This is a genomic window from Lonsdalea quercina subsp. quercina (assembly GCF_000688695.1).
In the GTDB taxonomy this organism is placed as follows: domain Bacteria; phylum Pseudomonadota; class Gammaproteobacteria; order Enterobacterales; family Enterobacteriaceae; genus Lonsdalea; species Lonsdalea quercina_D.
This window is the reverse complement of the sequence record NZ_JIBQ01000010.1, coordinates 253,290-279,081: the sequence shown is the minus strand read 5'-3', so window position 1 is coordinate 279,081 and position 25,792 is coordinate 253,290. Positions and strand designations below refer to the sequence as shown.

Here is a 25,792-nt window from a genome sequence, read left to right as displayed (position 1 = left end):
TGGGGGCGACAAGCGTTCGATATTCTGCCCAAAGCCCAAAGCCCAAAGCCCAAAGCCCAAAGCCCAAAGCCCAAAGCCCAAAGCCCAAAGCCCAAAGCCCAAAGTCGATTTGCTCCTTGCCCTTTGCCGACATCCGGCGTTGCCCGCCTATCTTCCGCTGTACTCCGCCTGTGTTCAGAAACCCAGCGCGTAGAGCCAGCAGGCGCTTTGTCCGCGGGTCTCCGCCCGTCTCCCGTCATTTATACTCCCCACTAGACGACCGGTCTATTTAATGTTACTTTCATGTTATGAATTCGATGAACAAAACAAAACAGACGCGTCAACAAATCCTCGATACCGGCCGCTTATTAGTGCTGCGGCAGGGTTTTGTCGGCGTCGGGCTTAAAGCGATTCTGGATGCCTGTCAGGTGCCCAAGGGATCGTTCTATCATTACTTTTCCTCCAAAGAGCAGTTCGGTTGTGAACTGCTGGCGGATTATGTCAATGAATATCAGCAGCGTCTGGATGCGCTATTCAGCGTAGCAACGGGAAGCGGTCGCGAGCGGTTAATGCGTTACTGGACCGCGTGGATCGACGATCCCTTGCTGGGCGGCTGGGCCGAACACTGTCTGGTAGTCAAGCTGGCTGCGGAGGTCGCCGACCTCTCCGAAGATATGCGGCTGATATTGTGCGATGGCGTGTCACATCTGGTGGCGCGTATCGCCGAGACGGTGGGCGAGGGGCAAGCGGACGGTTCGTTACGGTTGTCCCTGCCGCCTGCGGAAACCGCGCAAACGCTGTATCAGCTGTGGCTGGGCGCCGCGCTATTGTCCAAGCTGAGTAAGGACAAAGCACCGTTGCACCAGGCATTAATCACCACTGAACTACTACTTCCCCCCGCAGGGGGCCTTAAGGACGCCGAAACGGTTCTCGGCGTATCTTCATCCTCTTTTTAGGAGTCTTGTATGAACATTCTGATGGTATTAACGTCGCACGATCGTCTTGGCAATACCGGCAAGAAAACGGGTTTCTGGCTGGAAGAGTTTGCGGCCCCTTACTATGTCTTCAAGGATGCGGGTGCGGCTATCACTTTGGTGTCTCCGCTTGGCGGGCAGCCGCCGCTGGATCCGGTCAGCGACGCACCGGAAGCGCAAACTGCCGCGACTGAACGTTTTCGGCAGGATGCGGATGCTCAGAATGCGCTGAGCCATACGGCGAAACTGGCTGACGTCAATGTGGCCGACTTCGACGCGGTGTTCTATCCCGGCGGACATGGGCCGTTGTGGGATCTGGCGGAAAGCGCTGACTCCATCTCGCTGCTTGAAGCGTTCGATCGTGCCGGGAAACCACTGGGGCTGGTCTGCCATGCGCCAGGCGCATTGCGTCACGTCCGCGGCGCCGACGGCGAACCGCTGATTAAAGGACGCAAAGTGACCGGTTTCTCGAACAGCGAAGAAGCCGCGGTACAGCTGACTGAGGTGGTTCCGTTCCTGATTGAAGACGAATTTACGCAGCTGGGCGGACGCTATGAAAAAGGCGCCGACTGGCAGCCCCATATTGTGACCGACGGCCTTCTGACCACGGGTCAAAACCCGGCGAGTTCAGAAGGGGTCGCCCAGGCTCTGCTTAAGCAGCTGGCCTAACCCGCATTTCTATTTCGGAGTGAATCATGAGTTCTTCAGTTACTGCGGCCTCTTTGGCCGCCACCGTCGCAGACATGAAGCGTGCGCACGTGCAGGACGGGCCTGCCAGTAGTGAATTGCGCCGCGACCGCATTGAGCGCGCCATTCAGTTGCTGACCCGCCATCATCAGGAGCTGGAAGCGGCGGTTCGCGCCGACTACGGTCACCGGAGCCCTTATCAGACCATCATGGCGGATATTCTGGGGTCCGTGAACGCGCTGAACTACGCCCGTGAAAATCTGGCGCAGTGGATGCAGCCTGACGAACAGCCCGCCCCGGGGCCGGGTATGCATGCGCGGGTGCAATATCAACCGCTTGGGGTCGTCGGCATTATTAGTCCGTGGAACTTTCCGCTGAATTTGGCGTTTTGTCCGCTGGCGGGCGTCCTCGCCGCCGGTAACCGCGCGTTGATCAAGCCTTCTGAGCTCACGCCGCGCACGGCTGAACTGCTGGCGGACTTGGTCGCGCGTTACTTCGACCCGCTGGAAGTGACGACCGTGCTGGGCGATGCGGATGTCGGCAAGGCGTTTAGCGCGCAGGCCTTTGATCACCTGATCTTCACCGGCAGCACCAGCGTCGGCCGTCACGTCATGCGAGCGGCCGCGGAGAATCTGGTGCCTGTGACGCTGGAACTGGGCGGAAAGTCACCGGTGATGGTCGATACCGATGCCGATATCCAAACGGCGGCCGAGCGCGTGATGACGGTCAAGACGTTCAACGCCGGACAGATCTGCATGTCGCCGGACTATGTGCTGCTGCCTGAGTCCGCTCGCGATGCATTTGTGACCCATGCGCGTACCTTTATCGCTGAAACGTTCCCAACGTTGTCGGATAACCCCGATTACACCGGCATCATCAGCGATCGTCATTTCCAGCGGTTGCAGCAGCTGCTGACCGATGCGCGTGAAAAAGGGGCAACAATCATCGAACTTTCCGCTGAAGGTGAGTCGGGCGTCGCGCTTCCGCAGCGTAAACTATCGCCAACGGTGGTGCTGAACGTGACTGACGATATGTTGGTTATGCAGGAAGAAATTTTCGGGCCGATTCTACCGTTGAAAACCTACGCGAGTCCGGAAGAGGCTGTCGCCTACATCAACGCGCATCCGCGTCCGTTGGCGGCCTATTACTTTGGTCAGGACCCGGTGCGCCAACGTGAATTCAGCGAGCGCACGACGTCCGGCGCATTGGTGGTGAATGACATCATGACGCAGGCCACAATTGAGAGCGTGCCGTTCGGCGGCGTAGGCGCGTCCGGCATGGGCGCCTATCACGGCATCTACGGCTTCCGCCGCTTTAGTCATGCCAAAGCGGTGGTGGTGCAGAGCCCTGGCGGAGAATCCAACCTGCGGATGCGTGCGCCTTATGCGCCAAAAATGGCGGAGATTGAATCCGTACTGAAACCTTAACCGCTCGTTCAGCCTTCCCCGGGCCGTGGATGCACCGCGGCCCGCTTTCTCCAGTCATCACGTTTCACGCTCTGTAATGTGATGTCGCTACCGACAATGACCTTTCCCACCGCGCAGAATCCCGCGCGTTTCTTTCCTGTGCCGCCATGGCTTATTTGACCGTTGTGTGAAATGTGCCGTCGCGCGTATTCCTCCCGGAATTTACGTCTCGCAGGGATGTCTAAACGTGAGCTGATAATGCCGCGGTTTTGCTAAACACGGCTCGAGCAGTTGGAGCCACCGATATTCATTGATGTTGTCATGTTCTGACAGTGAAGGATAAAGCATTTATGGTGACCCGCTCGCGAGTGCTGTTTTTCGTCCGTTACGCGCACCCCAGGCATTGGCCGCTGTGGTTCGGTCTGGCGGTGTTGTATCTGTTGATTCAATTGCCTTATCCCCTGCTGGTGCGTCTTGGCGGCTGGTTGGGGCGGCGTTCTATGCGTTTTTTGAAACGACGGGTCAGCATTGCCCGGCGTAACCTCGAGTTGTGTTTCCCTGAGATTTCCGAGCACCAGAAACAGGTCAAATTGATCGAGCATTTTTCTTCGCTCGGCATCGCGCTGCTGGAAACGGGGATGGCTTGGTTTTGGCCGGATAAACGCATAAAAAAATGGTTCGACATCGTCGGGCTGGAACATCTGCATAATGCGCAGGATCGGGAAAAGGGCGTCATGGTGATCGGCGTACATTTTATGACGCTGGAGCTGCATTTTCGCATTCTCGGCCACTGCAAACCGATGGTGGTCATGTACCGTCCGCACAACAGCTCCATTCTGGAACGGGTGCAGAAGTGGGGGCGATCGCGGTCGGGGAATGTGCTGGTGAACCGCAAAAATCTGATCAGCATGGTACACACGCTTAAACACGGCGGCACCGTGTGGTTCGCGCCGGATCAGGATAACGGGCCGAAAGGCAGCGTATTCGTCCCATTTTTTGGTGTAGAGAAGGCGGCGACCTCAAACGGCACTTTCACCATCGCGCGTCTGGCTCAGCCGAAACTGGTGACGGCCGTTGTCATCCGCAAACCGGCGGGGCAGGGTTATCAGCTGGTGATTTCCCCGGCGCTAGAACACTATCCCTATGACGATAACCTGGCCGCTGCAGCCTATATCAATCGGGCTATAGAACGCGAAATCATGAAGGCGCCGGGCCAATATCTCTGGCTGCATCGCCGGTTTAAAACGCGTCCGGCGGGCGAGCCCTCTCTGTATCTCTAGTCATCCGATGCACGCGGGGCCTCAACAGCCTCGCGTCTCTCAGCCCCTGTCCTGGCAAGAATATCAGCCGTGATGTTTGATCACGTTAGGTCAATATGTCGTGAAGATATGCGGTGAAAGTGGAAATTTACCGTAAATACGCGACATCAACGGTGATATTCGCGGGATTGATTCAAAGATAAATCAATAAACTTCCATGAAGTGATGCCGATTAATGGGCGACGAGTTGGGATTTATCAAGGCCGGGGAAGTCAACATGAAGTCAATAAATAAAATGATACTAGCGATGGTTGTCGCTGGGATTATGGGGGGGATATTGATTTTGTTGCTCCTGAGCCAGCGGGTGATAGCAAAAAACGATCAAAAGAAATTGCAGGATTTTGCCGAAGCCATAATGAAGCGTTCCGATGACGTCGTCACTGAATCCAATACCGCGATTAATGAAGCCTACGCATTGAAGTATCCTCTCTGCTCTGAAGACGATTTATTTCAGCTTCGCTACATGGTTTATAAGTACCGCTATATTATCGACCTTGGCCGAATACGGAACGGCGAATTGTTATGTACCGCCGGGCGTGGCGTGCTGTCCTCGCCCATTACGCTACCAGAAACAGACGTTCAAAAAAGGGACGGCACCCAGCTTTGGACCGCCGTACGAGGCCTCTTTGATCCCCGCATTCAAACGGATATCGCCAGTCGCAAAAACGTCGTGGTATTCACGTCACCCGATGCCTTCCGTAGCTTTTCTTATCCGCTGCACGGGTATGGCGCGGTGTTAACGTCGGCGGATGATAGCCACGTTTTCCAGACTTTTGGCAGTACAAGCGTGACGCCGACCCGCTATGAAAGCTCCTGGCTCGCTCAATATCGCCAGTCTTACCTGTGCAGCAGACTGTATGAAATCTGTATTCATGCGCGGCTGAGCGCTTCCGGCGTTTTACAGATGCCGGCCTATATGATCTCTGCTATCTCGTTGCTGGGCGCTATATTAGGCGGCACGCTGACGTTAGTTATTTTTCTGCTGCTCGACATCAATCGTTCAATGACCAAACAGCTGCGTCTGGCCGTCAGCCGTAAAAAGCTTCATGTGAATTACCAGCCGATCATTTACCTTAATGATGAAAAAATCATTGGCGTTGAAGCGTTGGCCCGGTGGACAAATAAACACGGTCAGCTCGTGTCTCCCGACGTCTTTATCCCCTTAGCGGAAAAACAAGGGATCATCGGTGATATTACGCGGCATATTACCCAGCGCTCGGTTGCCGAGATGCAAAGCGTTTTATTGAATAACCCGGAGTTTTACCTCAGCATCAATCTGGATATCTCCGACGTTCTGGACACCGATTATCAGACGTACCTGAATGAGCAGGTCGCGCATTTTGGTGTGACGCCGAAACAAATTATTCTGGAGATCACGGAGCGTTCGACGGCCAATTATGCGACGTTGGCGAAAAGGTTATCCGAGCTGCGCACGCAGGGATATCGTATTGCCATCGACGATTTCGGTACGGGCTACTCTAATTTTTCGTATCTCTCCAGCCTGCCGTTTGATGCCTTGAAGATCGACCGAATGTTTACCGAAGCCATCGGCACCGACTCCGTCAACGCCCGCATGGTGGATTTATTGTTTACGATGACGTCCATGCTGAATACCTGCGTCATTGTCGAAGGGATCGAAACGGCCGAACAGGCCGCCTATGTCAAAGAACATTGCAAGGACGCCGTGGGACAAGGTTGGTACTACGGCCGACCTATGAGTGCGACACGGCTAAAAGCGTTGCTGTCGTAATGCGGCGGACGGGATGAATTCGTTACTGTATTTATTGAATGCAAACATCGGTGCAGTAAAAACAGTAAGCGGTCTAGGCGGAATAAGAGGCGTTGACGGTCGCAGTAAGGAAACGCAATGGCGATAAAATGCGCAAATTATCATAGTGAACTCTTCGTGAAATATGATCATGGCTGGATTCATCTCGCAATAATTATTTTCCACTCCCTCCGCCGCTATGAATAAATATCAATAATGCTTTAGGATGACTCGCTATGAAATATTTGGTAATATTTTTTAGCCAATTCTGGCTAAATATAAAATCAGTTAAAGAGTCATTTTCAAATGAAAAAATTAGCAGTCTTTGCTTTATCTGCAGCAATATTACTTTCTGGATGCGCCACTATTGTTGGAGAACGATCTCAGGTGGTCAACGTTGATAGTCATCCCTCTGGTGCAAAATTCTCGATACAGGATGAAACCGGGCAAGTTGTCGTCACCGGTAATACGCCTCAAAACGTGGTTTTGGATAAATCTAACGGACATTATTTTGGTGGTAAAAAATACCTGATTACGTTCACAAAAGATAGCTATCAGCCGCTGACCTTGCCCGTTCGATCATCTGCGAACGGGTGGTATATCGGCGGGAACCTGGTATTCGGCGGTCTTATCGGCTACTTACTGGTGGATCCTTTCAACGGCGGTATGTATACGCTTCACCCCAAAGCCGCCAATGCAATATTAACACCTCAAGCGCAATAACGTCTCTTTGCACTCTTGCGATAGGCTTCAATAATAATTTTTTAATAAGAGCAGCGGATAAACTGCTCTCCATTTATTTTGGGTAAATAACCATGAAAAGAGTATTTTTTCTATTTTTCGCATTGATATTGAGTGGATGTTCCAGACCGCACGGTCCTGCAGAATATATATTGGATCCGACTATCATCACGCCAAATAATCAGGTCGAACAGACCAAAGTGACCGTGACTCGAAATAAACAGTTTATCGGTAGCGGGAGCGGCGGTCTCTGTAAATTCGTGGTCGCTGTTGATGGTAAAGAGATTGCGCTGTTAAGACAAAATCAGTACGTCACGGCCTATTTGAATAACGGCTTGCACAAACTGAGAGTGAGCAACGAATGCTCAGTGGCGTCAATGGGTATGAGACGGACCGTGGATGTGCTTGCCGACGGCACCGAGCAGGAATATCTGACGGAAGTCGGTATCTGGGGCCAGTACCGGCTGTGGCGTACGCAGTAATTGCGATTGACCCAGCCTTGATAAGCAGGATGAGCCGGCGTAGCTTCGTGAGAGACGATGCGCCGGTTTTTTCTCCAGACTGACTTCGCGGGATTTTTATCACAGAAAGGACTGGGGATAACTGCTTGAATAATGGCGGAGAGAGAGGGATTTGAACCCTCGGAGGGATGACTCCCTCAACGGTTTTCGAGACCGTCCCGTTCAGCCGCTCCGGCATCTCTCCACGGAAGGGCGACTATGATGCCCGTTTTCGGCGCATTTTAACAGCCCCTATCCACGTCTTTAGACCTGAGTGACGACATAGCGAGCAATATGCATGAAGTGGCAATGGAAAACCTCATCGCCTTCGCCTGAAGAGGGGGCTGCGTGGCAGACTGCACTGTCTATCCCACTGTTGGCGCCGCTGGACGAACGCGAACGGCGCCAGCTGATTAACCTCGCGCAGCAGTTTCTGCGGCAAAAACGACTGGTGCCCTTGCAGCATGTTGAGCTGGATGCGTTGATGCAGCAACGCATCGCGCTGTTGTTTTGCCTCCCCGTGATGGAGCTCGGCATCCACTGGCTCGATAGCTTTCATGACGTCCTCATCTATCCTTCGCCGTTCATCGTGACGGACGAATGGGAGGACGATATTGGCCTGGTCCATTCGGGGGAGGTCGTGCAGTCAGGGCAAAGTTGGGAGCAGGGGCCCATCGTGCTCAACGGCCAGGATATCCAAGATTCCTTCGACCTGTCGGGATTCAATCTGGTGATCCACGAAGTCGCGCATAAGCTGGATCTGCGTGGCGGGCATGAAGTCAGCGGCGTTCCACCGCTTCCGCTGCGTGAAATGGCGCCGTGGGAGCAGGCGCTCCACGGGGCGATGAGCGAGTTGCAGGAGGAGATTGACCTGGTGGGAGAAGAGGGCGCCAGTATGGATCCCTATGCCGCGACCGATCCCGCGGAGTGTTTCGCCGTGCTGTCCGAGTATTTTTTTAGCGCGCCCGAACTGCTCTATGAGCGTTTCCCCGTGGTTTATGACGTGTTCACGCGGTTCTACCGACAGACGCCGCTGGAGCGCCTACAGCGCTGGCGAAAAGGGGCCGAAACCGCCTTATCGCACAACTCTTGAGCATAAAAGCGCGGAATTGAACAGAGGCTAAGCAGTTGGGATATAAACGCGATTTTGGCGTTGACAGCCCAGAGTGACCCAGATACTATGCGCCCCGTTCACACGATTCCTCTGTAGTTCAGTCGGTAGAACGGCGGACTGTTAATCCGTATGTCACTGGTTCGAGTCCAGTCAGAGGAGCCATATTTAGAAAAGCCCGCTTAAGGAAACTTAAGCGGGCTTTTTGCATTACATCAGGGGATGTTCCTTCCCTCAGCCTGGCAGGCTTTCAAAAACGGTCCCCCCGTTTGAAGGGGTTAGGTGAAGCCTGTTTCAGTGTTTATCTATTCCCATAAAAATATAGGGAAGATAGAGAATTACCAGCTCTTCACCGCAGCATTCTTCTCGGTGCATCCCGTGTAATAAATATCATTGTTCACCAGACGCGTTAACGAACAGTTTTTGGTTTTCCCGCTGATGGCCGCGTCAAAGGTAAACTTCTGGACCCCAGAACCGGTGATGCCTGTTTCGTTACCTTCATACTCTTGAATGTTGCTGATGGTGATCTTTTCTGGGGAGATATTCATAGACTCAGAGAAGCCTTTCTTAATCACTTCGTTAGAAGGTGGGGACTTCACTTTGTTGATGACATGCATGCCGACAGACGTACATCCCGATAATTGGATAACAAGAAACGTCACTGCGATATTTGAAAACATACAATTTCTTTTCATGAAATGAATTTCCCTTCTGAAACAATGAATTAAATTCACCTGGCGTTAATGCTTGAAGCAGCACAGGACAACGAAGGAAAACCACTCATTTTTGATTCTGTAAATCTAACGGCATACGTTTGAAATGTTACATAAGTGAAATAACTCGTAATACTTGATCAAACTCATCTATTTTTATTTTACTTTTAAGTGGGTTAATTCTGAAAATGAAGGACGGAATTTAAGCGTTCTTTCTCACTTGGAGCCGGTAGGTCAGGCTTCCCCTTCGCCGCATAGACAAAAACGACGTCGATATAACCTTATGTCTGGGGTCATTGCGGCAACCCGAGTCAGCGCTGGTAGAAAAACGTCTTTTTAAGGAAACTTTGACGTATTTTGAGGGCGAATTTGCCACGATATAGAACCTATGGATCCCACTTTTTGCCGCCTTTTACTGCCGTTTCAGGCTGTGCTAAACCGCGCTTTTTCACCGAAGGGCGTCTGCGCTAATGCTTGCTCACCGTTATCGGGCTTTGCCTCTTCGGGCCGGTCGTCTTGATCACGTTCTTACGTTCAAACAGGGACAAGACAGGTGACCAACGATCTCAATGCTGTTGCTAAACCACAGGAGCGTGGTTTCAGCATGAGAATATCTTTATGAATCAACGCAATTTTCTATGGAAGGTGCCGCGACCGGGCTGGACAAGAACGGCGTGATGGGATCGGACCATTGGAATGACGTCTATTCCCATGTCGATATCTTTTTTTTGATTAAGGGATGTTTCGATTCCTGAGTATTTTAACAAAATATTTTCGTTAATAACGACTAAGCATTATTAAACTCTGGCTTTATGCTCTCTTTGACGTTGAATAATTAGGATATAAATACAAACATCTTTGCCTTCTTTTTTGATTCATTTAAAAGTATGCTTCTATCGAAGCGAATATAGATTACTGTAGTCGTTTCAATCTATTATTCGCGTTGCTTTTTTTTCTTACTTAATATTAATCTATTTGGTTTCTTAATAAGAACTGGAGGTGGCAATAATAAGAAAATTAAGGAAAGTTTAGGGGAATATAACGGTCTTCCTATTATCGTTAGCGTCTATTACCGCTCTTCGCGCATTCGCAAAAGAAGAGAGGTTATGAATAAAACCAATCTTGCCTAATTATTTTTATAAATATTATTCAGTAAAGCATGAAAAGTGCTAAAAACGAGGAAAGTCTATGGAAGGAAAATCTCAGAAGACAGTGGCGGAAATCCTGGTCAGTCATTTAGAAACTGTGGGGGTAGATGTCGCCTTCGGTGTTTCAGGGGCTTATATATCCCCAGTGTGGAAGGCACTGTCAGAGTCTTCGATCAGAACCGTTCATTGCCGACATGAGACTGGCGCGACGTTTTGTGCTTCTGAATACAGCTTGTATCATCACAAGCCTGCCGCCGTCTTTACCACCGCGGGACCGGGTATCATCAACGCATTAACGGCAGCGCGCACGGCAAAGCTGGATGGCGCTAAAGTGATATTCATCGCCCCGATTACCACGGCGCAAAGTAACGGATTGTGGGGGTTGCAACAAACGACGGNAGAGGACGTCCTTGCCCTGCAAGGAGAAGGAATTTCGGGATACTTCGATCGTGTTGTGTGTGTCGATGAAAAAGCAAAATTGAGTGAAGCGCTCGACGCCATCAATCATTTCAACGTTTCTCAGGGCCACGTACTGGGAATTTTCATTCTTCCCAACATACAGAAGTCAGATATTGCAGAAGAGGAATACAGCGACAAATCATCCTATATTCCCTCACCGATCGGTCGCGAAGATAAGGACGCTCTGGATGCGCATCAGCAAGAAATAGCAGAGGTTCTGGCTGCGGGTGATGCCATTATCTGGAATGGCTTTGGTTGTCTCGACGCGTCGGATGTATTAACGCGACTCGCCATTGAAACCCAGACGGCGGTTATGTCTACGCCTCGCGGGAAAGGTATCTTCCCTGAAAACCATCCGTTATATATAGGCTCCACCGGTTTAGGGTGCGATGAGCCAGCACTTCTCTCTGCCATTAATAAACTGTCGTTGAAATCAATGGTTATTTTGGGGACGCGGTTGGGGGAATCCAGCGCGCATTATCTCCAAAATAAAATAAAAGGAATCAGAGTCTTTTATGTCAGCCTGGAAAATGCGGATATTAAAAATAACCTGCCTCCAGAAACTGAAATTATTCATGCCGAACTGACAACCTTTCTACAGGGCGTCTACGAGAAAATAAAAACGTTGCCTCTCGCTCAACGGTCAACCGCTCTTCCACCGCTCGAATCGTCTCAATGTGAAGTCCCGGTCAAGAGCAAGGATGGCGTGGTCAATCCAGTCGATGTCATGGCCGCCATTCAAAAAGTCGCGATTGATGAACACGACTGTCTGGTGGCGTCCGATGCCGGTAACTCGCACGTTTGGGCAAACCGATATTTGCAGTTTCAAAAGCCCAATCGTTATCGGGTCAATTCCGCGTTGGGAACCATGGGGCATTATGCCTGCGGCATTGTCGGGCTGGCGATGTCAGGAAAAGTCACCGTCGGCATCATCGGCGATGGTTCTATGCTGATGAATAACGAAATCAGTACCGCAGTGCATCACCGAGTCCCGGCGATTTGGGTGGTATTAAATGATGGCGGCTACAACATGTGCCGGCAGGGGTTGAACTCGGTCGGTTATCCGGCGCTGGACTGTGTGATTCCAAAGGTGGATTTCGCTATGTTCGCTCATGCGCTAGGGGCGAACGGTGTCAGCGTCACAAGTCGTGCCGAGTTGGAAAGCTCGCTACGTACGGCGATCAACCAAGCGGTTCCCACGGTCATTGATGTCCGCATAGACAGGGACGTGCTGCCGCCGGTATTGGGACGACAAAACGCCGTCAAATCGCTGTAAATCCGTTATCACCGTTGAGTTAAGCATCAAGCCTGCGGGTGTTCATTCCCGGGAGAGACTCAGGCTAGGGTTTATCCACAACTTCTTTGCGAAGAGAAGGGCGTAAATCCAGGGTGAAAGGTCTCACGGTTCTCTCTGAGGCGAGTTCAGGCGTTCATATTTACCCGCCTCGTGAGGACTCTTCGGGGGTGGCGGCTATCGTGCCCGAGGGCAGCCTATTACCTCATCTCTAGGTAATAGGCTTTCTTGGTTAGCGTCCTGTCTGCCGACGTCTCACTTCCTTGTTAACCTTCTATTCCAGACTGACCACCACCACGGATTTCGCGGGGATGGCGAGATTCAGTACCGACCCGTCGATTTTGCCGCCGTGAAAGACTGCGGGATGAATGGCTTCGGCCTGACCGGGGACGTTATGCGCATCCGACACCGTGCTGGTCAGCACCTCTCCCGACACTGTTTTGACGTTCAGTGCCCCCAGTTTGATGGCCAGATCGTAGCCCGCGTGCTGGTTCATATTCGCGACGCCGATGTATATTTTGCCGTCTTTCCCTCTGGCGGCGGAGACATTGAAGGCTGGGAACGTGTGCCCGCCATACGTCAGCCGAGGGGCTTTCACCGTTAGCGGGATGGCGGTGGAATCCTGGAATGGCACATACATTTTGTAGGCATAGTAGGTCGGCGTTAACGCGATTTTATCGCCTTCCGTCAGGATCATCGCCTGGAGCACGTTGATGGTCTGCGCGATGTTGGTCATCCGTACGCGGTCGGTATACTGGTGGAAAATGTTAAAGTTGGCGGCCGCCAAAATGCCGTCCCGCAGCGTATTCTGTTGGAAAAGATGGCCGTGATAGGTGCCGGGCTCGACGTTATACCAGGTCCCCCATTCGTCCACGAATAGGCCGATGCGTTTTTCCGGATCGCGCTTATCCATGACGGCGATATGCTGGCGCAGAATGTCATCCATGCGCAGCGTCTGTTGGAAAATGGCATTCCACTGTTCATCGGGGAAACCGGTGGCGGACGCCTGATTGCGGTTCTTCCAGTCGCCGGTGAGCACGGTATAGAAGTGCAGAGAAATGGCGTCCAGATGCGCGCTGGCGTTTTTCATGACCACGTCGGTCCAGTTCGTGTCGTCATTATTCGCGCCGGAGCCGACACGCATCGCCGTGTTGTCGTTATCGTTATGGAAGTTGGTGCCGTTTTTATGGAACAGCGCGCCAAAGCGGCGTAATTCGTTCGCATAGTATTCGGGCGTCATATTGCCGCCGCAGCCCCAGCTTTCATTGCCGATGCCGATAAACGGCACGTTAAAAGGCGCGTCCCGACCGTTAGCGCGTCGTTCGTCCGCCAGGCTATCCCGGTCTTTGGACGTGAGATATTCGATCCATTCGCGCATCTCCGTCGGCGTGGACGAGGCCACATTGACGGAAATATACGCCTCCGCACCGATCTGCTCGGCGAAATCGAAGAACTCATGCGTGCCGAACGCATTGGTCTCCGGCGCGCCGCCCCACCAGTTGTTCTTGCGCACCGGGCGTTTGTCGCGGGGACCGATGCCGTCGCGCCAGTGATATTCATCCGCAAAGCAGCCCCCAGGCCAGCGCACGACCGGCACTTTAATGGCTTTCAGCGCGGCGACTACATCGTTTCTGATGCCGCGCGTGTTGGGGATGGGGGAGTCGGGACCGACCCAGATGCCGTCATAAATGCCTCGTCCCAGATGCTCGGAAAACTGACCATAGAGGTAGCGAGAAATCGGCGGCCCGGGATGGTCGGCCTGCAACGTGGCTTCTATCCGGCTATTGTCGGCGGCGGACGGTGAGCCTAACGGTAGGGCCAGCGCGGCCAGAGTGACGCTCATTATTCCTGTGAACCTGATTTTTTTCATAGACACCTCGGTGATGGCGCAAAAAAAAAACCTGAACGGCCTCTCGTAAGAGGACCCTTCAGGTTTTGCCTGGCCGGCGGCCAGTGACAATCCAACGGTGATAGGGGGGAAGGCTACGTAAATTGCCGCGCCGCGGCTGTTAGACGGGTCACATTTCCACCGTTTCCGCAGGCGCGCCTGGTTTGTACCGTCGTCAACGGCGGTTAAAATTCATCTGCGGCGTCAGAAAGGCGCTGCGAAACCACAGTCGGAAGGCGTTCATCGACGGGGTGAAAATCGCGTCTTTACGCCACGCCAGCCCAACATTCATGGGATGCAGATTGTCGGTCAGCGCACGGGTTTCGATCCTTTTACCTTCCAGCGACCACGGACGATAGACCAGATCGGACAGGATGGCGACGCCCAGCCCGTCGGCTACCATGCTGCGCACGGCTTCGACGGAGCTGGTCCGCAGCATCACGTTGGGACGCTGCCCGCTTTCTTCCCAGTAACGCATTGCGCTATGGTCGGCTTCATCGACGGTCAGCATGATAAACGGCTCTCTGGCGACATCCGCGAGCGTGAGATGCGGTTTATCGCACAGTGGATGACGGCTGGGTAGCCAGAGACGGCGCTCGGAATTAAACAGCGTTTCCGAGGTGATGCCTGGGAGCGTCAGGTTAGCGGTTAGCACCAACGCGATATCCAGCGAGCCATCCAGCAGACCGCGCTCAATATCGATGCGCTCACGCTCGTAGAGATTAATATTCAGATGGGGGAAGGCGGAAGAGAGCCGCTGCAAATGATAGGGAAGAAAATACCCCATCACCGTGTAGGAGGCGGCCAGATTCAGCTGGCCGCAAATTTGGTCGTCCGTCGAGGGAATATGCAGCGCATCGTCCACGCTGCGCAGAATGGAGTAGGCATGGTGCAGAAAGTGGGTGCCGGTCTCCGTCAACGTCATGCCCCGCACCGAACGTCGGAACAGCGGCTTCCCCAACAGGCCTTCCAGCTCCTGAATGGCGCTTGTCACGCCCGACTGCGAGATATTCAGATGTATGGCGGCCTGTGATATTTGCCCCATTTCCGCCGTGGCGACGAAGTATCGAATCTGGCGTAGTGTCAACATGCTCTTCTCCGGTATGAGGGGCTGAAATCAGTCCGGCGTCGTCACCGGGATAGGGCTTCATTTAGCGATCTCTTTTTTCGATGGCTTGCTATCAGAAAATAATGCTATTCGTCTGTAAAAAACTTCCCCTATATTATTTTTAAATCAATGAGCTACCAATAATAAAATATTATGACAAAACACATCGATTTAAATTCTGATATGGGCGAAGACTTTGGGTCCTGGGTAATTAACGGCAATATCGATCAAGAAATTATGTCATTCATAAGTTCTGCCAATATTGCCGCCGGGTTTCATGCCGGCGATCCCACCGTGATGCGTAAAACCATCGAGATGGCGAAATATTACGGCGTCGCCATCGGCGCGCATCCCGGTTACCGCGATTTAATTGGTTTTGGCCGCCGACATATTGCCATGCAACCGGATGAATTAGTTAACGATATCGTTTATCAGCTGGGCGCATTGCGGGAATTGGCGCGGTTATATCAGATGGAGTTACAGCATATAAAACCGCACGGCGCGCTCTATATGCATTTGGCTAAAGAGGAGGCTTCAGCGCACTGCTTTGTTGACGCGCTGCATCGCATCGCGCCGGATTTGCTGCTGTATTGCATGCACGGCAGCGCCGTGTGGCGAGCGGCCCAGGCGTTACAACACCCTGTTATCTGTGAGTTTTATGCGGATCGTGACTATGACCTGAGCGGTTCTATCGTCTTTACCCGCCGGGTGGGCGCGCTGGACCCGGACGAGGTGGCGCAGAAGGTGCTGCGCGCGTGTCGGGACGGCGTCGTGCGTACCGTTGAGGGAGAAGATATTCCTATCGTTTTCGAGTCGGTCTGCATGCATAGCGATACGCCGGACGCGCAGACGTTGTTAAAGGCGACCTGCGAATTATTAACGGCGTCGTCTATTGAAATTACAGCACCAGAAAAGCAACGCCTGTTTTAAAAATAATAATGCCGTATCAGGAGTGATTAATATGAAAGAATATGAAGTTTATTCTCCTTTGCCGGGAGTTTTTTATCGGCAACCTGCGCCCGAAATGCCGCCTTTTACGGAAGAGGGCGATGATGTTCAGGAAGATACGGTAATTGGCCTGATTGAGGTAATGAAACAATTTACCGAAATGGTGGCGGGACATTCAGGAAAATTAATTAAATTCAACGTTGAAAGTGGCGATCCGATCGAACCCGGACAGGTTATAGCCATTATTAAAAGCGATCGCTAAATAAAAGTTTTTATTATCGCTGAGCGTTTATTCAATCACCGCGGAAGTGGAGATATTGATGCCGATAAATAAATTATTGATTGCCAACCGAGGGGAAATTGCCGTCAGGATTATTCGCGCCGCTCAGGCGCTGGGGATCCCAACGGTGGCGGCGTGCAGCGAGGCGGACGTTGCCTCGCTGCCGGCGCAACTGGCCGACGAATACCGCATCATCGGCGCGGCCAGGGCCGACCAGAGCTATCTGAATCCGCAGGCGGTGCTGCAAGCGGCGCGGGAGAGCGGCGCGGATGCCATCCATCCGGGGTATGGATTTTTGTCGGAAAACGCGGCGTTCGCCGCCGCCGTCGGGGAAGCTGGCATGATTTTCGTCGGGCCGACGGCGGCGGTGATCCGGTCGATGGGCGACAAGGCCGCCGCCCGTCGTACCGCGCAGGCGGCGGGCGTGCCGGTGGTGCCGGGATCGGAGCAGGACATCACCACGCTCGACGACGCATTGCAGGCCGCCGAGCGTATCGGCTATCCGTTGTTGATCAAAGCAGCGGCAGGCGGGGGCGGGCGAGGCATTCGCATCGTGCAGTCAAAGGAAGCGCTGCAAGCCGCTTTTCCGCTGGCGCAGCAGGAAGCCAAGGCCGCCTTTGGCTCTGGCCAGGTCTATCTGGAGCTGTTTATCGAACACGCCCGCCACATCGAAGTCCAAATCCTTGGCGACGGCGAACGGGTGGTACATCTGTTCGACCGGGAGTGCTCGCTGCAGCGGCGGCGCCAGAAACTCTTCGAGGAAGCGCCATCTCCCGCGTTGACCGACGCGCAGCGTCAGGCGCTGTGCGACAGCGCGGTGAAGCTGGCGCAGAGCCTGTCCTATCAGGGCGCGGGCACGCTGGAATATCTCTTCGATTCGGCCACCGGCCGCTTCTACTTCATTGAAATGAACACCCGCATTCAGGTTGAACACCCGGTGACGGAAATGGTCACGGGCGTCGATCTGGTGCAGTGGATGCTGCGTATCGCCGGGGGCGAAAAGCTGACTTTACGGCAGGAAGCGATCGCGCTGAACGGTTCGGCCTGCGAGATGCGCATCAATGCGGAAGATCCAGAACGCAATTTCTTCCCCTGTCCTGGCACGGTAACGGACGTCAATTGGCCGCAGGGCGCGTGCGTACGCATCGAAAGCCATTTGTTCGCCGGCTATCGTATCCCGCCGTATTACGACTCGCTGGTGGCGAAATTGGTCATCCACGGAGAGGACCGCGCACAGGCTTTGTCCCGCGCCGCCGCCGCGCTGGCGGATCTGCGCATCTCTGGTATCACCACCACCCAGTCGCTGCACCAATGGCTGTTGGCGGACTCGCGCCTGAAGGCGGCTGACTTTACCACGACGGCGCTGGAGCGCTGGTTGGCTGAACGGGCCGCCGCGGATGCTGCGGCCGCTCAGGAGATATGACATGACGACAAAAGCCATTCGTTACAGCTTTGGCGGCGACGAACATTTATTTGCGGAAATCGACGAAGCCATGTCGCTGGACGCATTCTTTCGCGGCATGGCGATCACGCGCGCGCTGGAGTCGCAGGCGCTGCCCGGCGTGCTGGATATCTGTCTGGCGAACGCGTCGTTTCAGGTGCGCTTCAATCCCGACATCATCGCGCCGGAGGCAGTGCTGGAGCAGGTGAAAAACGCCGAGGCGCAGGCCACCACCGGCACCTCGCTGTCGACGCGCATCGTCGAAATTCCGGTGCTTTACAACGACCCGTGGACGCACGAAACGCTCATGCGGTTTCGCGATCGTCATCAAGATCCGCAGGCGACCGATCTGGAGTATGCCGCCGCGATTAACGGCTATGCCGAGGTGGCGGATTTTATCGCCGCGCATAGCGGCACGCCGTGGTTTGTCTCGATGGTAGGGTTTGTGGCGGGGTTGCCCTTCATGTTCCAGATGGTGGAAGAAGCCAAACAGCTGGAAGTGCCTAAATATCTGCGCCCGCGCACCGACACGCCGCGCCAGTCGCTCGGTCACGGCGGCTGCTTCGGCTGCATCTATTCGGTGCGCGGCGCGGGCGGCTATCAGCTGTTCGGCGTCACGCCCGCGCCGATCTACGACCCAAGCCAGCGTCTCGACTATCTGCAAGCGTCGATGGTGTTCTTCCGCGCGGGCGATATCGTCCAGTTCCGGGCGATGGATCGCGCCGAATACGACCGCGCCGTGGCAGAGGTCGAAGCGGGGACGTTCAGCCTGCGTATCCGACCGGTGACTTTCGAACTGGAAAAATTCAGCGCGGATGCCGCGCACTACACCCACTATCTGCGGGAGGTGCTGTATGCCGATTAAGGTTATCAAGCCCGGACTGGCGACCTCGGTACAGGATACCGGTCGCGAGGGGTACTACCACCTCGGCATACCGCCTTCGGGCGGAATGGACAATTATGCCTTGCGCATGGCCAACCTGCTGGTGGGCAACAACGAGTCTGCCGCCGTACTGGAAATCACGTTGATCGGCCCAGAGCTGGCGTTCGGTAAAGAGGTCTTGGTGGCGGTCACGGGCGCGCGGATGACGCCTCGGCTGGACGGCGCGGAAATGCCGCTGGACACCGCTTTTCGAGTCAGACCCGGTCAGGTGCTCAAGTTTGATTTCGCCAAAGCGGGCTGTCGCAGCTATCTCGCCGTGGCGGGTGGCATCGACGTTCCGCTGGCGCTCGGCAGCCGCTCCACCTACACCCTGGGCGCGCTCGGCGGATGGGAAGGGCGGCGGTTGCAGGAGGGCGACCGGTTGCCAATCGGCGCACCGACCGGCGTGGGGGCTGAAGGCGCGCAGGCGCCCAAGGCGTTGTGTCCAAGCTTCGAAAAGGAGGTCACGCTGCGGCTGGTTCGCGGCCTCTACATTCACCGCCTGACTGATGAAGCGGCGGCACAGTTTTTCGCCGATACCTGGCGGGTCGGCACGGAGGCGGACCGCATTGGCTATCGACTGAAAGGCGGTAAACCGCTGGAGTACCTACCGCGTACGCCGCCGTTCGGCGCGGGTTCCGACCCGTCCAATATTGTTGACGCCTGCTATCCCATCGGTTCCGTACAGGTGCCGGGCGGGCTGGAGCCGATAATTTTGCTGCGCGACGCGGTTTCCGGCGGCGGTTATATGACGTTGGGAACGGTCATCAGCGCGGATCTGGATCGGGTGGCGCAGTTGCAGCCCCATCATCAGGTGCGATTCGTGCCGGTATCGTTGGAAGAGGCGCTCTCCGCCCGGCGGCAGTATCAGCAGCGGCTGGCGCAGTTAAGAGACTGGATTGGCCTTCAGACGGTCTGATCCCGCCCGGCGGCCTTCGCCGGTGACGGTAGCGTAGCCGTACTCATCGTCTTCTCACGGGCCATGCGGTATCGACCATCCGCATGGCGATGGGGGCTGTCTGCTACTCGCGGTTTATCGCTAAAACGTGGCCTTTTCCGATGTTCGTCGGTCAGGTGTGTTTTCCCTCTTTTGCACTCAGGAGTCCCCTATGGCAGATCTTTCCGATGTCAATCTGACCGCCCCGGAGACCGAGTCCGGCACGGTCTCCGCTAACGAGCGCATGGGCAAACTCTCGCTCACCATGGCGTGGTGGGCGGTATGCAGCGCGCTATTTTACATCGTGGTCGGCGCGTCGCTCGCACAGAGCTGGGGCGCGAAAAACGCCATTATCGGCATGGTGTTGTCGGTCGTTTGTTACGGCGTGGTGAATGGGATCATTAGCCGATTCGCGATAAAAACCGGGCTGTCCGTCTCCCTGTTTTCGCAGGCGCTGTTTGGTCGGCTCGGTTCATCGCTCGCCACGTTAATCTTCTTCTCTACGGCCATCTATTACGCTGTGTTCGAAGGGTCGGTCATCGCCTTCGCGCTGAACCACCTTTTTCCGGCGCTGCCTTATGCCGTCGCCGCGCTGGTGGTGGTGCTGTACAGCGTGCCGCTGATCTTCGGCAGCGTGCAGCACTGGCTGGACAAATTTAACGGCGTACTGCTGCCGTTTTACCTGCTTGGGCTGCTGCTGACCGTGGCGGTGTCTATTCAGCAAAACGGCTATAACCCGCAGTGGCTGGCGTTCGGTCCCGCCGATCCGCCGGCCTACGGCTGGTGGCACTGCTTCACCTACTACATGGGCGTGTGGATCCTGATGATGTATACCTTCGACTACGCCCGGTATGGCAAAGCGAAGGACGCAAGCTACCACGCGGGGATCAACTTCGGCATGCCGTTCTATCTCATCACCTTTTTGCTCAACGGCGTGGCGGGCATCTATCTGGTCAGCGGGTTTTCGGAAAGCGACGGACTCAGCGAAACCGGCGTGGTGGTGGCGATCCTCAACCTGCTGGGGCTGTGGGGACTGTTCTTCGTCTGGGTCACGCAAACCCGCATTAACACCGCCAACTATTTTCTGGCGACGGTCAATATGCAGGACTTTTTCCGGCTGTTGTTCCGGCTGCGCTTCCGGCGGATTATCTGGGCCTGTCTGGTCGGGGTGGTGGTCTATGTGCTGATGCTGGCGGATGTGTTTAGCTACATCTTGCAGGCGTTGGCCTGGCAGGGGATCTTCGTGGTGGCCTGGGTGGGCGTGGCGTTGAGCTACATCCTGACGTCCTCGCGTCAGGCGCTGGGCATCAACTATGAGCGCAACATTAACCTCTCAGGGTTGACTGCCTGGGGCGCGAGCGTCGCCGTCGGCATCCTGTTGATGTATGCGGACGCGGCATGGCAGTCCTGGTCTGCGCCCGCCACGTTCATTACCGCTTTCGTCTTGTACCGTCTTCTGCCCGCCGCGACGCCGCGCGCGGCCGCATGACCGCTCTGAGCCGTCGTCGACAGACGGCGGCGTTTCCCGCCCGCCCGCTTAAAGACACGCATTCGCACAATCCTGCGAGTTTAGAGACGCTGACTGACGTCCCGGCCGCGTCCATCCATCATCATTTCTTATTGCTAATCATCCGCTTGGCAGCGCTGTGGTCTCAACACGTCGCGCTGCAGACCGGTTTTTTTCATGTATTCACGAAAAAACGGCGTGAAATGTCTCGATATAAAACGCTTAAAAAATCGACACTCGCCATGTATTCAACCGGTCGCCCGGTTCAATGCCGCAGCATCTGCACCCAATCCAGCTAAATCGTAGTGATTTCGCGGCTATTGGCCGCACATTTGGCGCCTTTTCCCTGTATTGACTTGACCCGGTCATCGTGCTTTTTTTGAACCAATTACCAATTGGAGTGAACCAATGAGCGACATGGCCCGCGTCAAGAAAACGGAAAATTCACATTATGCGCTCGAGAAACTGCGTGAACTTCTGCGCGAGAGCGCATTGGAGCCTGATGGAAAACTGCCGACGGAGCGGGCGCTCTCTGAGCTGTGGGGCGTGGGACGACGCGAGGTGCGGCGCGCGCTGGAGGTGGTGGAAGCGGAGGGGCTAATCTGGCGTAAGCAGGGTTCCGGCACGTTTCTCGGACAAAAGCCGGACCATTGGGGAACCCACGCGGCCAACCTGATCGAAGGAACCAATTTCATGGAAATCATGGAGGTGCGGCTGCGCATCGAACCGCAGCTGGCGCAGTTGGCCGCGCTGCGCGCCAAGCCGTCGGACATCGAACGGATGCGGGCGCTGCGCGACAAAATTTACGAGCGCACCGACGCCGACTGGCGTGAGCTGTGGGATGGCTCTTTGCACCGGCTGATTGCGCAAAGCGCGGGCAACCAGCTGTTTCTCTCGTTGTTCGACGTGGTGAACCGCGTACGGCAGTACCCGGCCTGGCAGGCGCTACGCGCGTTGGCCCGCAGTCACAATGCGTCGCCCACCGACTCGCACAGCGATCATACGGAAATCATCGACGCGATTGCCGCCCACGACCCGGTGAGGGCGGGCGAGGCGATGCGCCAGCACCTGCTGACGCTGGAGGATAGGCTCATTCGCCATACCGCGCTCCGCGACGACGCGCCGGCCGACGCGGAAGCGCTCCGCCGCTAAATTTTTCCGCGGGCCAGCGCCGTCTGACCTGCATTCATTGCGCCGACTCTCGGCTTTTGCTATCGACCAGAGGAAACATGACATGAACCGACTTATCAAACAGACCGGGCTCTTGCTGGCCGGTGCAGTGATGGCGACGACGGCGCAGGCGGCAGAATTACGCATCGGCCTGCAAGACGACCCTGACGTACTGGACCCGGCCCAGTCGCGCACGTTTGTCGGGCGCATTATCTACACCAGCCTGTGCGATCGGCTGGTGGACGTCGACAACTCGCTGTCGATCGTTCCTCAACTGGCGACGCAGTGGTCGTGGGGCGACGGCGGCAAAACGCTGACGATGGATCTGCGCAAGGGCGTGGTGTTCCACGATGACACACCGTTTAACGCGGAAGCGGTGGTGTACAACATCCAACGTTACATGACGATGCCGGAGTCCCGCCGCAAAAGCGAGCTGGCCTCCGTCGCCCGCGTGGAGGCGATCGGCGAATATCAGGTGAAATTCACGCTGAAAAGCCCCGACGCCAGCCTGCTGGCTCAGCTGTCCGATCGCGCGGGCACGATGATCTCCCCGACGGCGGGCAAACGGCTCGGGGCCAATTTTGGTTCGGATCCCGTCTGCTCCGGCGCGTTTAAATTCGTGCAGCGCGTCCAGCAGGACCGCATCGTGCTGGAGAAATTTCCCCGCTACTGGAACGCCGGCAACATCTTTCTCGATAAGGTGACCTTCCTCCCCATCCCGGACACGACGGTACGGTTAGCCAACTTGCAGTCCGGCGAGCTGGATCTGGCCGAGCGTATCTCGGCGTCGGATGTCGCCGCCGTGCAGCAGAACCCGAACCTCAACTACGGCAAGGTCATCGGACCGGGCTATATGGCGCTGTACATCAATATTGGCAACGGACCGCAGGCCAACAACCCCTTCGGCAAGGACAAACGGCTGCGTCAGGCCTTCTCGCTCTCTATCGACCGTGAAGCCATCAATCAGGTGGTCTTCGAGGGCACGGCGCTCGCTGGCAATCAGCCGTGGCCGTCCACCAGCCCTTGGTATAACCAGCATCTGCCGGTCCCGGCGCGGGACGTGGCGAAAGCCAAGGCGCTGATGAAGGCGGCGGGCTATGAGAAATACGATATCGAACTCCAGCACGCCAACAACACCACGCAGACCCAGATGATGCAGGTGATCCAGTCCATGGCGGCCGAAGCGGGTTTCAACGTCAAACTGAAAGCGACCGAGTTCGCCACGCTGCTCTCCGAACAGACGGCGGGGAACTACGTGCTGTCGCGCTCCGACTGGTCCGGCCGTTCGGATCCGGACGGCAATATTCACCCGTTTGTGACCTGCGACGGCGGCATCAACGACACCAAATATTGCAATCCTGCGGTCGACAAGCTGCTGAACGAGGCGCGCGAATCCACGGATAATGCGGTGCGCAAAGCCCGGTACGACGCCGCCACCAAGATTCTGGACGACGATCTGCCGCTGATCTATCTCGGTCATCAGGCCTACCTCTATGCCTACTCCAAAAAAATCGCCGGATTTACGCCGTCCGCCGACGGCATGATCCGCCTGACGGGCGTCAAAAAAGGCAACTAATTCGGCGTGCGCTCGCCGGGGGGGAGGCACGTTATCCCCTCGGCGGACCCGGTTGAGGCACTCTTTAAATAAGGAAACGCGCGAATGCACATCTATATCGGCAAACGCCTGTTGGTGGCGATACCGACGCTCCTGATTATCTCCATTTTCGTTTTTTCGCTGCAAAAGCTGCTGCCGGGGGATCCGATCCTGGCGATGGCGGGCGAAGAGCGCGATCCGGCGGTGTTGGAGCTGCTGCGTGAAAAATATCGCATGAACGACCCGGTGGTGTATCAGTACTTCTACTGGCTCGGGGCCGTGGCCCAGGGCGACTTCGGGGTGTCGCTCCGCACCAATCAGCCGGTGCTGGATTTGATTGGCGAAAAACTCCCGGTCACGCTCCAACTGGCGGTAATGGCGATGTTTTTCGCGCTGATCATCGGTGTGCCGATCGGCATTCTGGCGGCGGTGAAGCAGAACACGACGCTGGATTATCTGGCTAACGTGGTGGCGTTGTCGGGGCTGTCGATCCCCAATTTCTGGCTCGGCATCATGCTGATTTTGCTGGTGTCCGTACAGTTAGGCTGGCTGCCTGCGTCGGGCTACGAATCGTTGTTCACCGATCCGCTGCGTTCCCTGCAAACCACGCTCATGCCAGCCTTCGTGCTCGGCACCGCGCTGGCGGCCACGTTGATGCGGCATACGCGCTCGGCGATGCTGTCGGTCATGAAAGCAGACTACATTCGCACGGCGCGCGCCAAAGGGCTATCCAACCGAGAAGTGGTGCTGAGCCACGCTTTCCGCAACGCGCTGTCGCCTATCATCACGCTCACGGCGCTGCTGTTCGGCGAACTGCTGGCGGGCGCGGTACTGACCGAACAGATTTTCACGATCCCCGGTTTCGGTAAGCTGATCGTCGATGCGGTCTTCAACCGCGACTATGCGGTGGTGCAGGGCGTGGTGCTGTGTACAGCGGTGGGCTTCATCGTCATGAATCTGCTGGCGGACGTCGCCGCCATGCTGCTGAATCCGCGAATGAGGAGCGCGCTATGAGCCTGACTGAACCCGTCGTCGTCGCGCCGCAGGCCGTGGCCGGAAACCGCGCTTGGAAGAAGATGAAGCGCAACCGCAGTTCGATCGCCGGTCTCATCATCATCGTCTTTTTCGCCCTGTTGGCGGTGCTGGCGCCGCTGCTGCCGCTGGCCGATCCGCTGGCGACCAGCTGGAGCGCCATCCGCAAGGCACCGTCGGCCGCGCACTGGCTGGGGACGGACGACATCGGCCGCGACGTGCTGTCGCGTATGGTGTGGGGCGCGCAGGCCTCGCTGATGGCAGGGGTGATCTCCGTTGCCATCGCCGTGCTGACCGGCGTCCCTTTCGGCCTGATTTCCGGCTACTTCGGCGGCTGGGTCGATCAGGTGATTTCCCGCGTGACCGAGGCGTTTCTGGCGATGCCTTTCCTGATTATGGCGATTGCGCTGGCGGCATTTCTCGGTCCGAGCCTGACGAATGCGATGATCGCCATCGGCCTGTCCGCAATGCCGATTTTTATTCGGCTGACGCGCTCGCAGGTGCTGGCGGTCAAAACCGAGGACTACATCGAAGGCGCGCGCTCCATCGGACTGGGCCACGGCGATATTCTGCTGCGTTACATCCTGCCGAATATCCTGCCGCCAATTATCGTTCAGGCGACGCTGACGGTGGCGNCGGCGATTATCGCGGAGGCCAGCCTGTCCTTCCTCGGCCTCGGCCAGCAGGCGCCTGCGCCCAGCTGGGGATCGATGCTGAATGTCGCCAAAAACTTTCTGACGCAGGCGCCCTGGATGGCGCTGTGGCCGGGGGCCGCCATCTTCCTGGTGGTGATTGGCTTTAACCTGCTGGGCGATGGCTTGCGAGATGCGCTCGACCCGCGTGAAAACTCATAACAGAAGGAGAGC

General features: G+C 55.7%; 22 protein-coding genes and 2 tRNA genes. 20 read left to right on the top strand and 4 right to left on the bottom strand.

Annotated features, from left to right (window positions below):
- Positions 1-296: 296 nt before the first annotated feature.
- From SB13_RS12180 to SB13_RS12150, 7 genes are all read left to right on the top strand, one after another.
- Positions 297-935 (top strand): TetR/AcrR family transcriptional regulator, encoded by a 639-nt coding sequence (locus tag SB13_RS12180; protein ID WP_235202407.1) that lies wholly within the window; start codon positions 297-299, stop codon positions 933-935.
- Between the two features lie 9 nt (positions 936-944).
- Positions 945-1,622, top strand: a complete 678-nt coding sequence (locus SB13_RS12175) for a type 1 glutamine amidotransferase domain-containing protein (RefSeq protein ID WP_026740623.1) — start codon at positions 945-947, stop codon at positions 1,620-1,622.
- A 26-nt stretch (positions 1,623-1,648) separates the two neighbouring features.
- The gene (locus tag SB13_RS12170) at positions 1,649-3,067 is read left to right on the top strand and encodes a coniferyl aldehyde dehydrogenase (protein ID WP_026740622.1); all 1,419 of its coding nucleotides are present in this window, start codon (positions 1,649-1,651) and stop codon (positions 3,065-3,067) included.
- Positions 3,068-3,396: 329 nt separating this feature from the next.
- Entirely contained in the window at positions 3,397-4,326 is a 930-nt protein-coding gene (gene lpxL, locus SB13_RS12165; protein ID WP_026740621.1) for an LpxL/LpxP family Kdo(2)-lipid IV(A) lauroyl/palmitoleoyl acyltransferase, read from the top strand.
- Positions 4,327-4,582: 256 nt separating this feature from the next.
- Positions 4,583-6,115, top strand: coding sequence for an EAL domain-containing protein (locus SB13_RS12160; RefSeq protein ID WP_160168641.1), 1,533 nt, complete (start codon positions 4,583-4,585; stop codon positions 6,113-6,115).
- A gap of 324 nt (positions 6,116-6,439) precedes the next feature.
- Entirely contained in the window at positions 6,440-6,856 is a 417-nt protein-coding gene (locus SB13_RS12155) for a hypothetical protein (protein ID WP_026740620.1), read from the top strand.
- A gap of 170 nt (positions 6,857-7,026) precedes the next feature.
- The gene (locus SB13_RS12150; RefSeq protein ID WP_235202406.1) at positions 7,027-7,356 is read left to right on the top strand and encodes a hypothetical protein; all 330 of its coding nucleotides are present in this window, start codon (positions 7,027-7,029) and stop codon (positions 7,354-7,356) included.
- A gap of 133 nt (positions 7,357-7,489) precedes the next feature.
- Here the strand turns inward: SB13_RS12150 and SB13_RS12145 are convergent.
- Positions 7,490-7,579, bottom strand: a tRNA-Ser gene (locus tag SB13_RS12145).
- Positions 7,580-7,672: 93 nt separating this feature from the next.
- On the opposite strand from SB13_RS12145, the gene mtfA reads away from it, so the two are divergent.
- Positions 7,673-8,467 carry a DgsA anti-repressor MtfA gene (gene mtfA / locus SB13_RS12140; RefSeq protein WP_036150591.1) on the top strand — a complete coding sequence of 265 codons (795 nt, stop codon included), beginning with the start codon at positions 7,673-7,675 and terminating at the stop codon, positions 8,465-8,467.
- Between the two features lie 107 nt (positions 8,468-8,574).
- Positions 8,575-8,650: transfer RNA gene (locus SB13_RS12135), tRNA-Asn, on the top strand.
- A 173-nt stretch (positions 8,651-8,823) separates the two neighbouring features.
- On the opposite strand, the gene SB13_RS12130 is transcribed toward SB13_RS12135, so the two are convergent.
- Positions 8,824-9,165, bottom strand: coding sequence for a hypothetical protein (locus tag SB13_RS12130; protein ID WP_026740617.1), 342 nt, complete (start codon positions 9,163-9,165; stop codon positions 8,824-8,826).
- A gap of 1,221 nt (positions 9,166-10,386) precedes the next feature.
- Here SB13_RS12130 and SB13_RS12125 point away from each other — a divergent pair.
- The gene (locus SB13_RS12125; RefSeq protein WP_072000250.1) at positions 10,387-12,081 is read left to right on the top strand and encodes a thiamine pyrophosphate-binding protein; all 1,695 of its coding nucleotides are present in this window, start codon (positions 10,387-10,389) and stop codon (positions 12,079-12,081) included.
- A 292-nt stretch (positions 12,082-12,373) separates the two neighbouring features.
- Here the strand turns inward: SB13_RS12125 and SB13_RS12120 are convergent, their stop codons facing one another.
- On the bottom strand, positions 12,374-13,942 hold the full coding sequence (locus SB13_RS12120) for an alpha-N-arabinofuranosidase (protein ID WP_036151697.1): 1,569 nt from the start codon (positions 13,940-13,942) through the stop codon (positions 12,374-12,376).
- Between the two features lie 220 nt (positions 13,943-14,162).
- Positions 14,163-15,077, bottom strand: coding sequence for a LysR family transcriptional regulator (locus SB13_RS12115; RefSeq protein WP_026740614.1), 915 nt, complete (start codon positions 15,075-15,077; stop codon positions 14,163-14,165).
- Positions 15,078-15,248: 171 nt separating this feature from the next.
- Between SB13_RS12115 and SB13_RS12110 the strand changes: the two genes are divergently transcribed.
- From SB13_RS12110 to SB13_RS12060, 10 genes are all read left to right on the top strand, one after another.
- The gene (locus tag SB13_RS12110; protein ID WP_026740613.1) at positions 15,249-16,025 is read left to right on the top strand and encodes a 5-oxoprolinase subunit PxpA; all 777 of its coding nucleotides are present in this window, start codon (positions 15,249-15,251) and stop codon (positions 16,023-16,025) included.
- Positions 16,026-16,056: 31 nt separating this feature from the next.
- On the top strand, positions 16,057-16,305 hold the full coding sequence (locus tag SB13_RS12105) for an acetyl-CoA carboxylase (RefSeq protein WP_026740612.1): 249 nt from the start codon (positions 16,057-16,059) through the stop codon (positions 16,303-16,305).
- 52 nt (positions 16,306-16,357) lie between these two features.
- Positions 16,358-17,746, top strand: coding sequence for an acetyl-CoA carboxylase biotin carboxylase subunit (locus SB13_RS12100; protein WP_152545934.1), 1,389 nt, complete (start codon positions 16,358-16,360; stop codon positions 17,744-17,746).
- 1 nt (position 17,747) lies between these two features.
- Positions 17,748-18,629, top strand: a complete 882-nt coding sequence (locus SB13_RS12095) for a 5-oxoprolinase subunit B family protein (RefSeq protein ID WP_026740610.1) — start codon at positions 17,748-17,750, stop codon at positions 18,627-18,629.
- Positions 18,619-19,605 (top strand): 5-oxoprolinase subunit C family protein, encoded by a 987-nt coding sequence (locus SB13_RS12090; protein WP_026740609.1) that lies wholly within the window; start codon positions 18,619-18,621, stop codon positions 19,603-19,605. The genes SB13_RS12095 and SB13_RS12090 overlap by 11 nt, the downstream gene beginning before the upstream one ends.
- 190 nt (positions 19,606-19,795) lie before the next feature.
- Complete coding sequence (locus SB13_RS12085) at positions 19,796-21,112, top strand: purine-cytosine permease family protein (protein WP_026740608.1); 1,317 nt, start codon at positions 19,796-19,798, stop codon at positions 21,110-21,112.
- A gap of 426 nt (positions 21,113-21,538) precedes the next feature.
- A complete protein-coding gene (locus SB13_RS12075) occupies positions 21,539-22,282 on the top strand; it encodes a FadR/GntR family transcriptional regulator (RefSeq protein ID WP_200872300.1) in 744 nt (247 codons plus the stop codon).
- 82 nt (positions 22,283-22,364) lie between these two features.
- Positions 22,365-23,876, top strand: coding sequence for an ABC transporter substrate-binding protein (locus SB13_RS12070; protein ID WP_026740605.1), 1,512 nt, complete (start codon positions 22,365-22,367; stop codon positions 23,874-23,876).
- Positions 23,877-23,960: 84 nt separating this feature from the next.
- The gene (locus tag SB13_RS12065; RefSeq protein ID WP_026740604.1) at positions 23,961-24,908 is read left to right on the top strand and encodes an ABC transporter permease; all 948 of its coding nucleotides are present in this window, start codon (positions 23,961-23,963) and stop codon (positions 24,906-24,908) included.
- Positions 24,905-25,780: an ABC transporter permease gene (locus SB13_RS12060; protein ID WP_026740603.1), complete on the top strand. Its 876-nt coding sequence runs from the start codon at positions 24,905-24,907 to the stop codon at positions 25,778-25,780. The genes SB13_RS12065 and SB13_RS12060 overlap by 4 nt, the downstream gene beginning before the upstream one ends.
- Positions 25,781-25,792 lie beyond the last annotated feature (12 nt).

Excerpts from the sequence above, each read along its gene's own strand:
- SB13_RS12180 (WP_235202407.1), top strand. The coding sequence starts at position 297 with ATGAACAAAACAAAACAGACGCGTCAACAAATCCTCGATACCGGCCGC.
- SB13_RS12175 (WP_026740623.1), top strand. The coding sequence starts at position 945 with ATGAACATTCTGATGGTATTAACGTCGCACGATCGTCTTGGCAATACC.
- SB13_RS12170 (WP_026740622.1), top strand. The coding sequence starts at position 1,649 with ATGAGTTCTTCAGTTACTGCGGCCTCTTTGGCCGCCACCGTCGCAGAC.
- lpxL (WP_026740621.1), top strand. The coding sequence starts at position 3,397 with ATGGTGACCCGCTCGCGAGTGCTGTTTTTCGTCCGTTACGCGCACCCC.
- SB13_RS12160 (WP_160168641.1), top strand. The coding sequence starts at position 4,583 with ATGAAGTCAATAAATAAAATGATACTAGCGATGGTTGTCGCTGGGATT.
- SB13_RS12155 (WP_026740620.1), top strand. The coding sequence starts at position 6,440 with ATGAAAAAATTAGCAGTCTTTGCTTTATCTGCAGCAATATTACTTTCT.
- mtfA (WP_036150591.1), top strand. The coding sequence starts at position 7,673 with ATGAAGTGGCAATGGAAAACCTCATCGCCTTCGCCTGAAGAGGGGGCT.
- SB13_RS12130 (WP_026740617.1), bottom strand. The coding sequence starts at position 9,165 with ATGTTTTCAAATATCGCAGTGACGTTTCTTGTTATCCAATTATCGGGA.
- SB13_RS12120 (WP_036151697.1), bottom strand. The coding sequence starts at position 13,942 with ATGAGCGTCACTCTGGCCGCGCTGGCCCTACCGTTAGGCTCACCGTCC.
- SB13_RS12115 (WP_026740614.1), bottom strand. The coding sequence starts at position 15,077 with ATGTTGACACTACGCCAGATTCGATACTTCGTCGCCACGGCGGAAATG.
- SB13_RS12110 (WP_026740613.1), top strand. The coding sequence starts at position 15,249 with ATGACAAAACACATCGATTTAAATTCTGATATGGGCGAAGACTTTGGG.
- SB13_RS12105 (WP_026740612.1), top strand. The coding sequence starts at position 16,057 with ATGAAAGAATATGAAGTTTATTCTCCTTTGCCGGGAGTTTTTTATCGG.
- SB13_RS12095 (WP_026740610.1), top strand. The coding sequence starts at position 17,748 with ATGACGACAAAAGCCATTCGTTACAGCTTTGGCGGCGACGAACATTTA.
- SB13_RS12090 (WP_026740609.1), top strand. The coding sequence starts at position 18,619 with ATGCCGATTAAGGTTATCAAGCCCGGACTGGCGACCTCGGTACAGGAT.
- SB13_RS12085 (WP_026740608.1), top strand. The coding sequence starts at position 19,796 with ATGGCAGATCTTTCCGATGTCAATCTGACCGCCCCGGAGACCGAGTCC.
- SB13_RS12075 (WP_200872300.1), top strand. The coding sequence starts at position 21,539 with ATGAGCGACATGGCCCGCGTCAAGAAAACGGAAAATTCACATTATGCG.
- SB13_RS12070 (WP_026740605.1), top strand. The coding sequence starts at position 22,365 with ATGAACCGACTTATCAAACAGACCGGGCTCTTGCTGGCCGGTGCAGTG.
- SB13_RS12065 (WP_026740604.1), top strand. The coding sequence starts at position 23,961 with ATGCACATCTATATCGGCAAACGCCTGTTGGTGGCGATACCGACGCTC.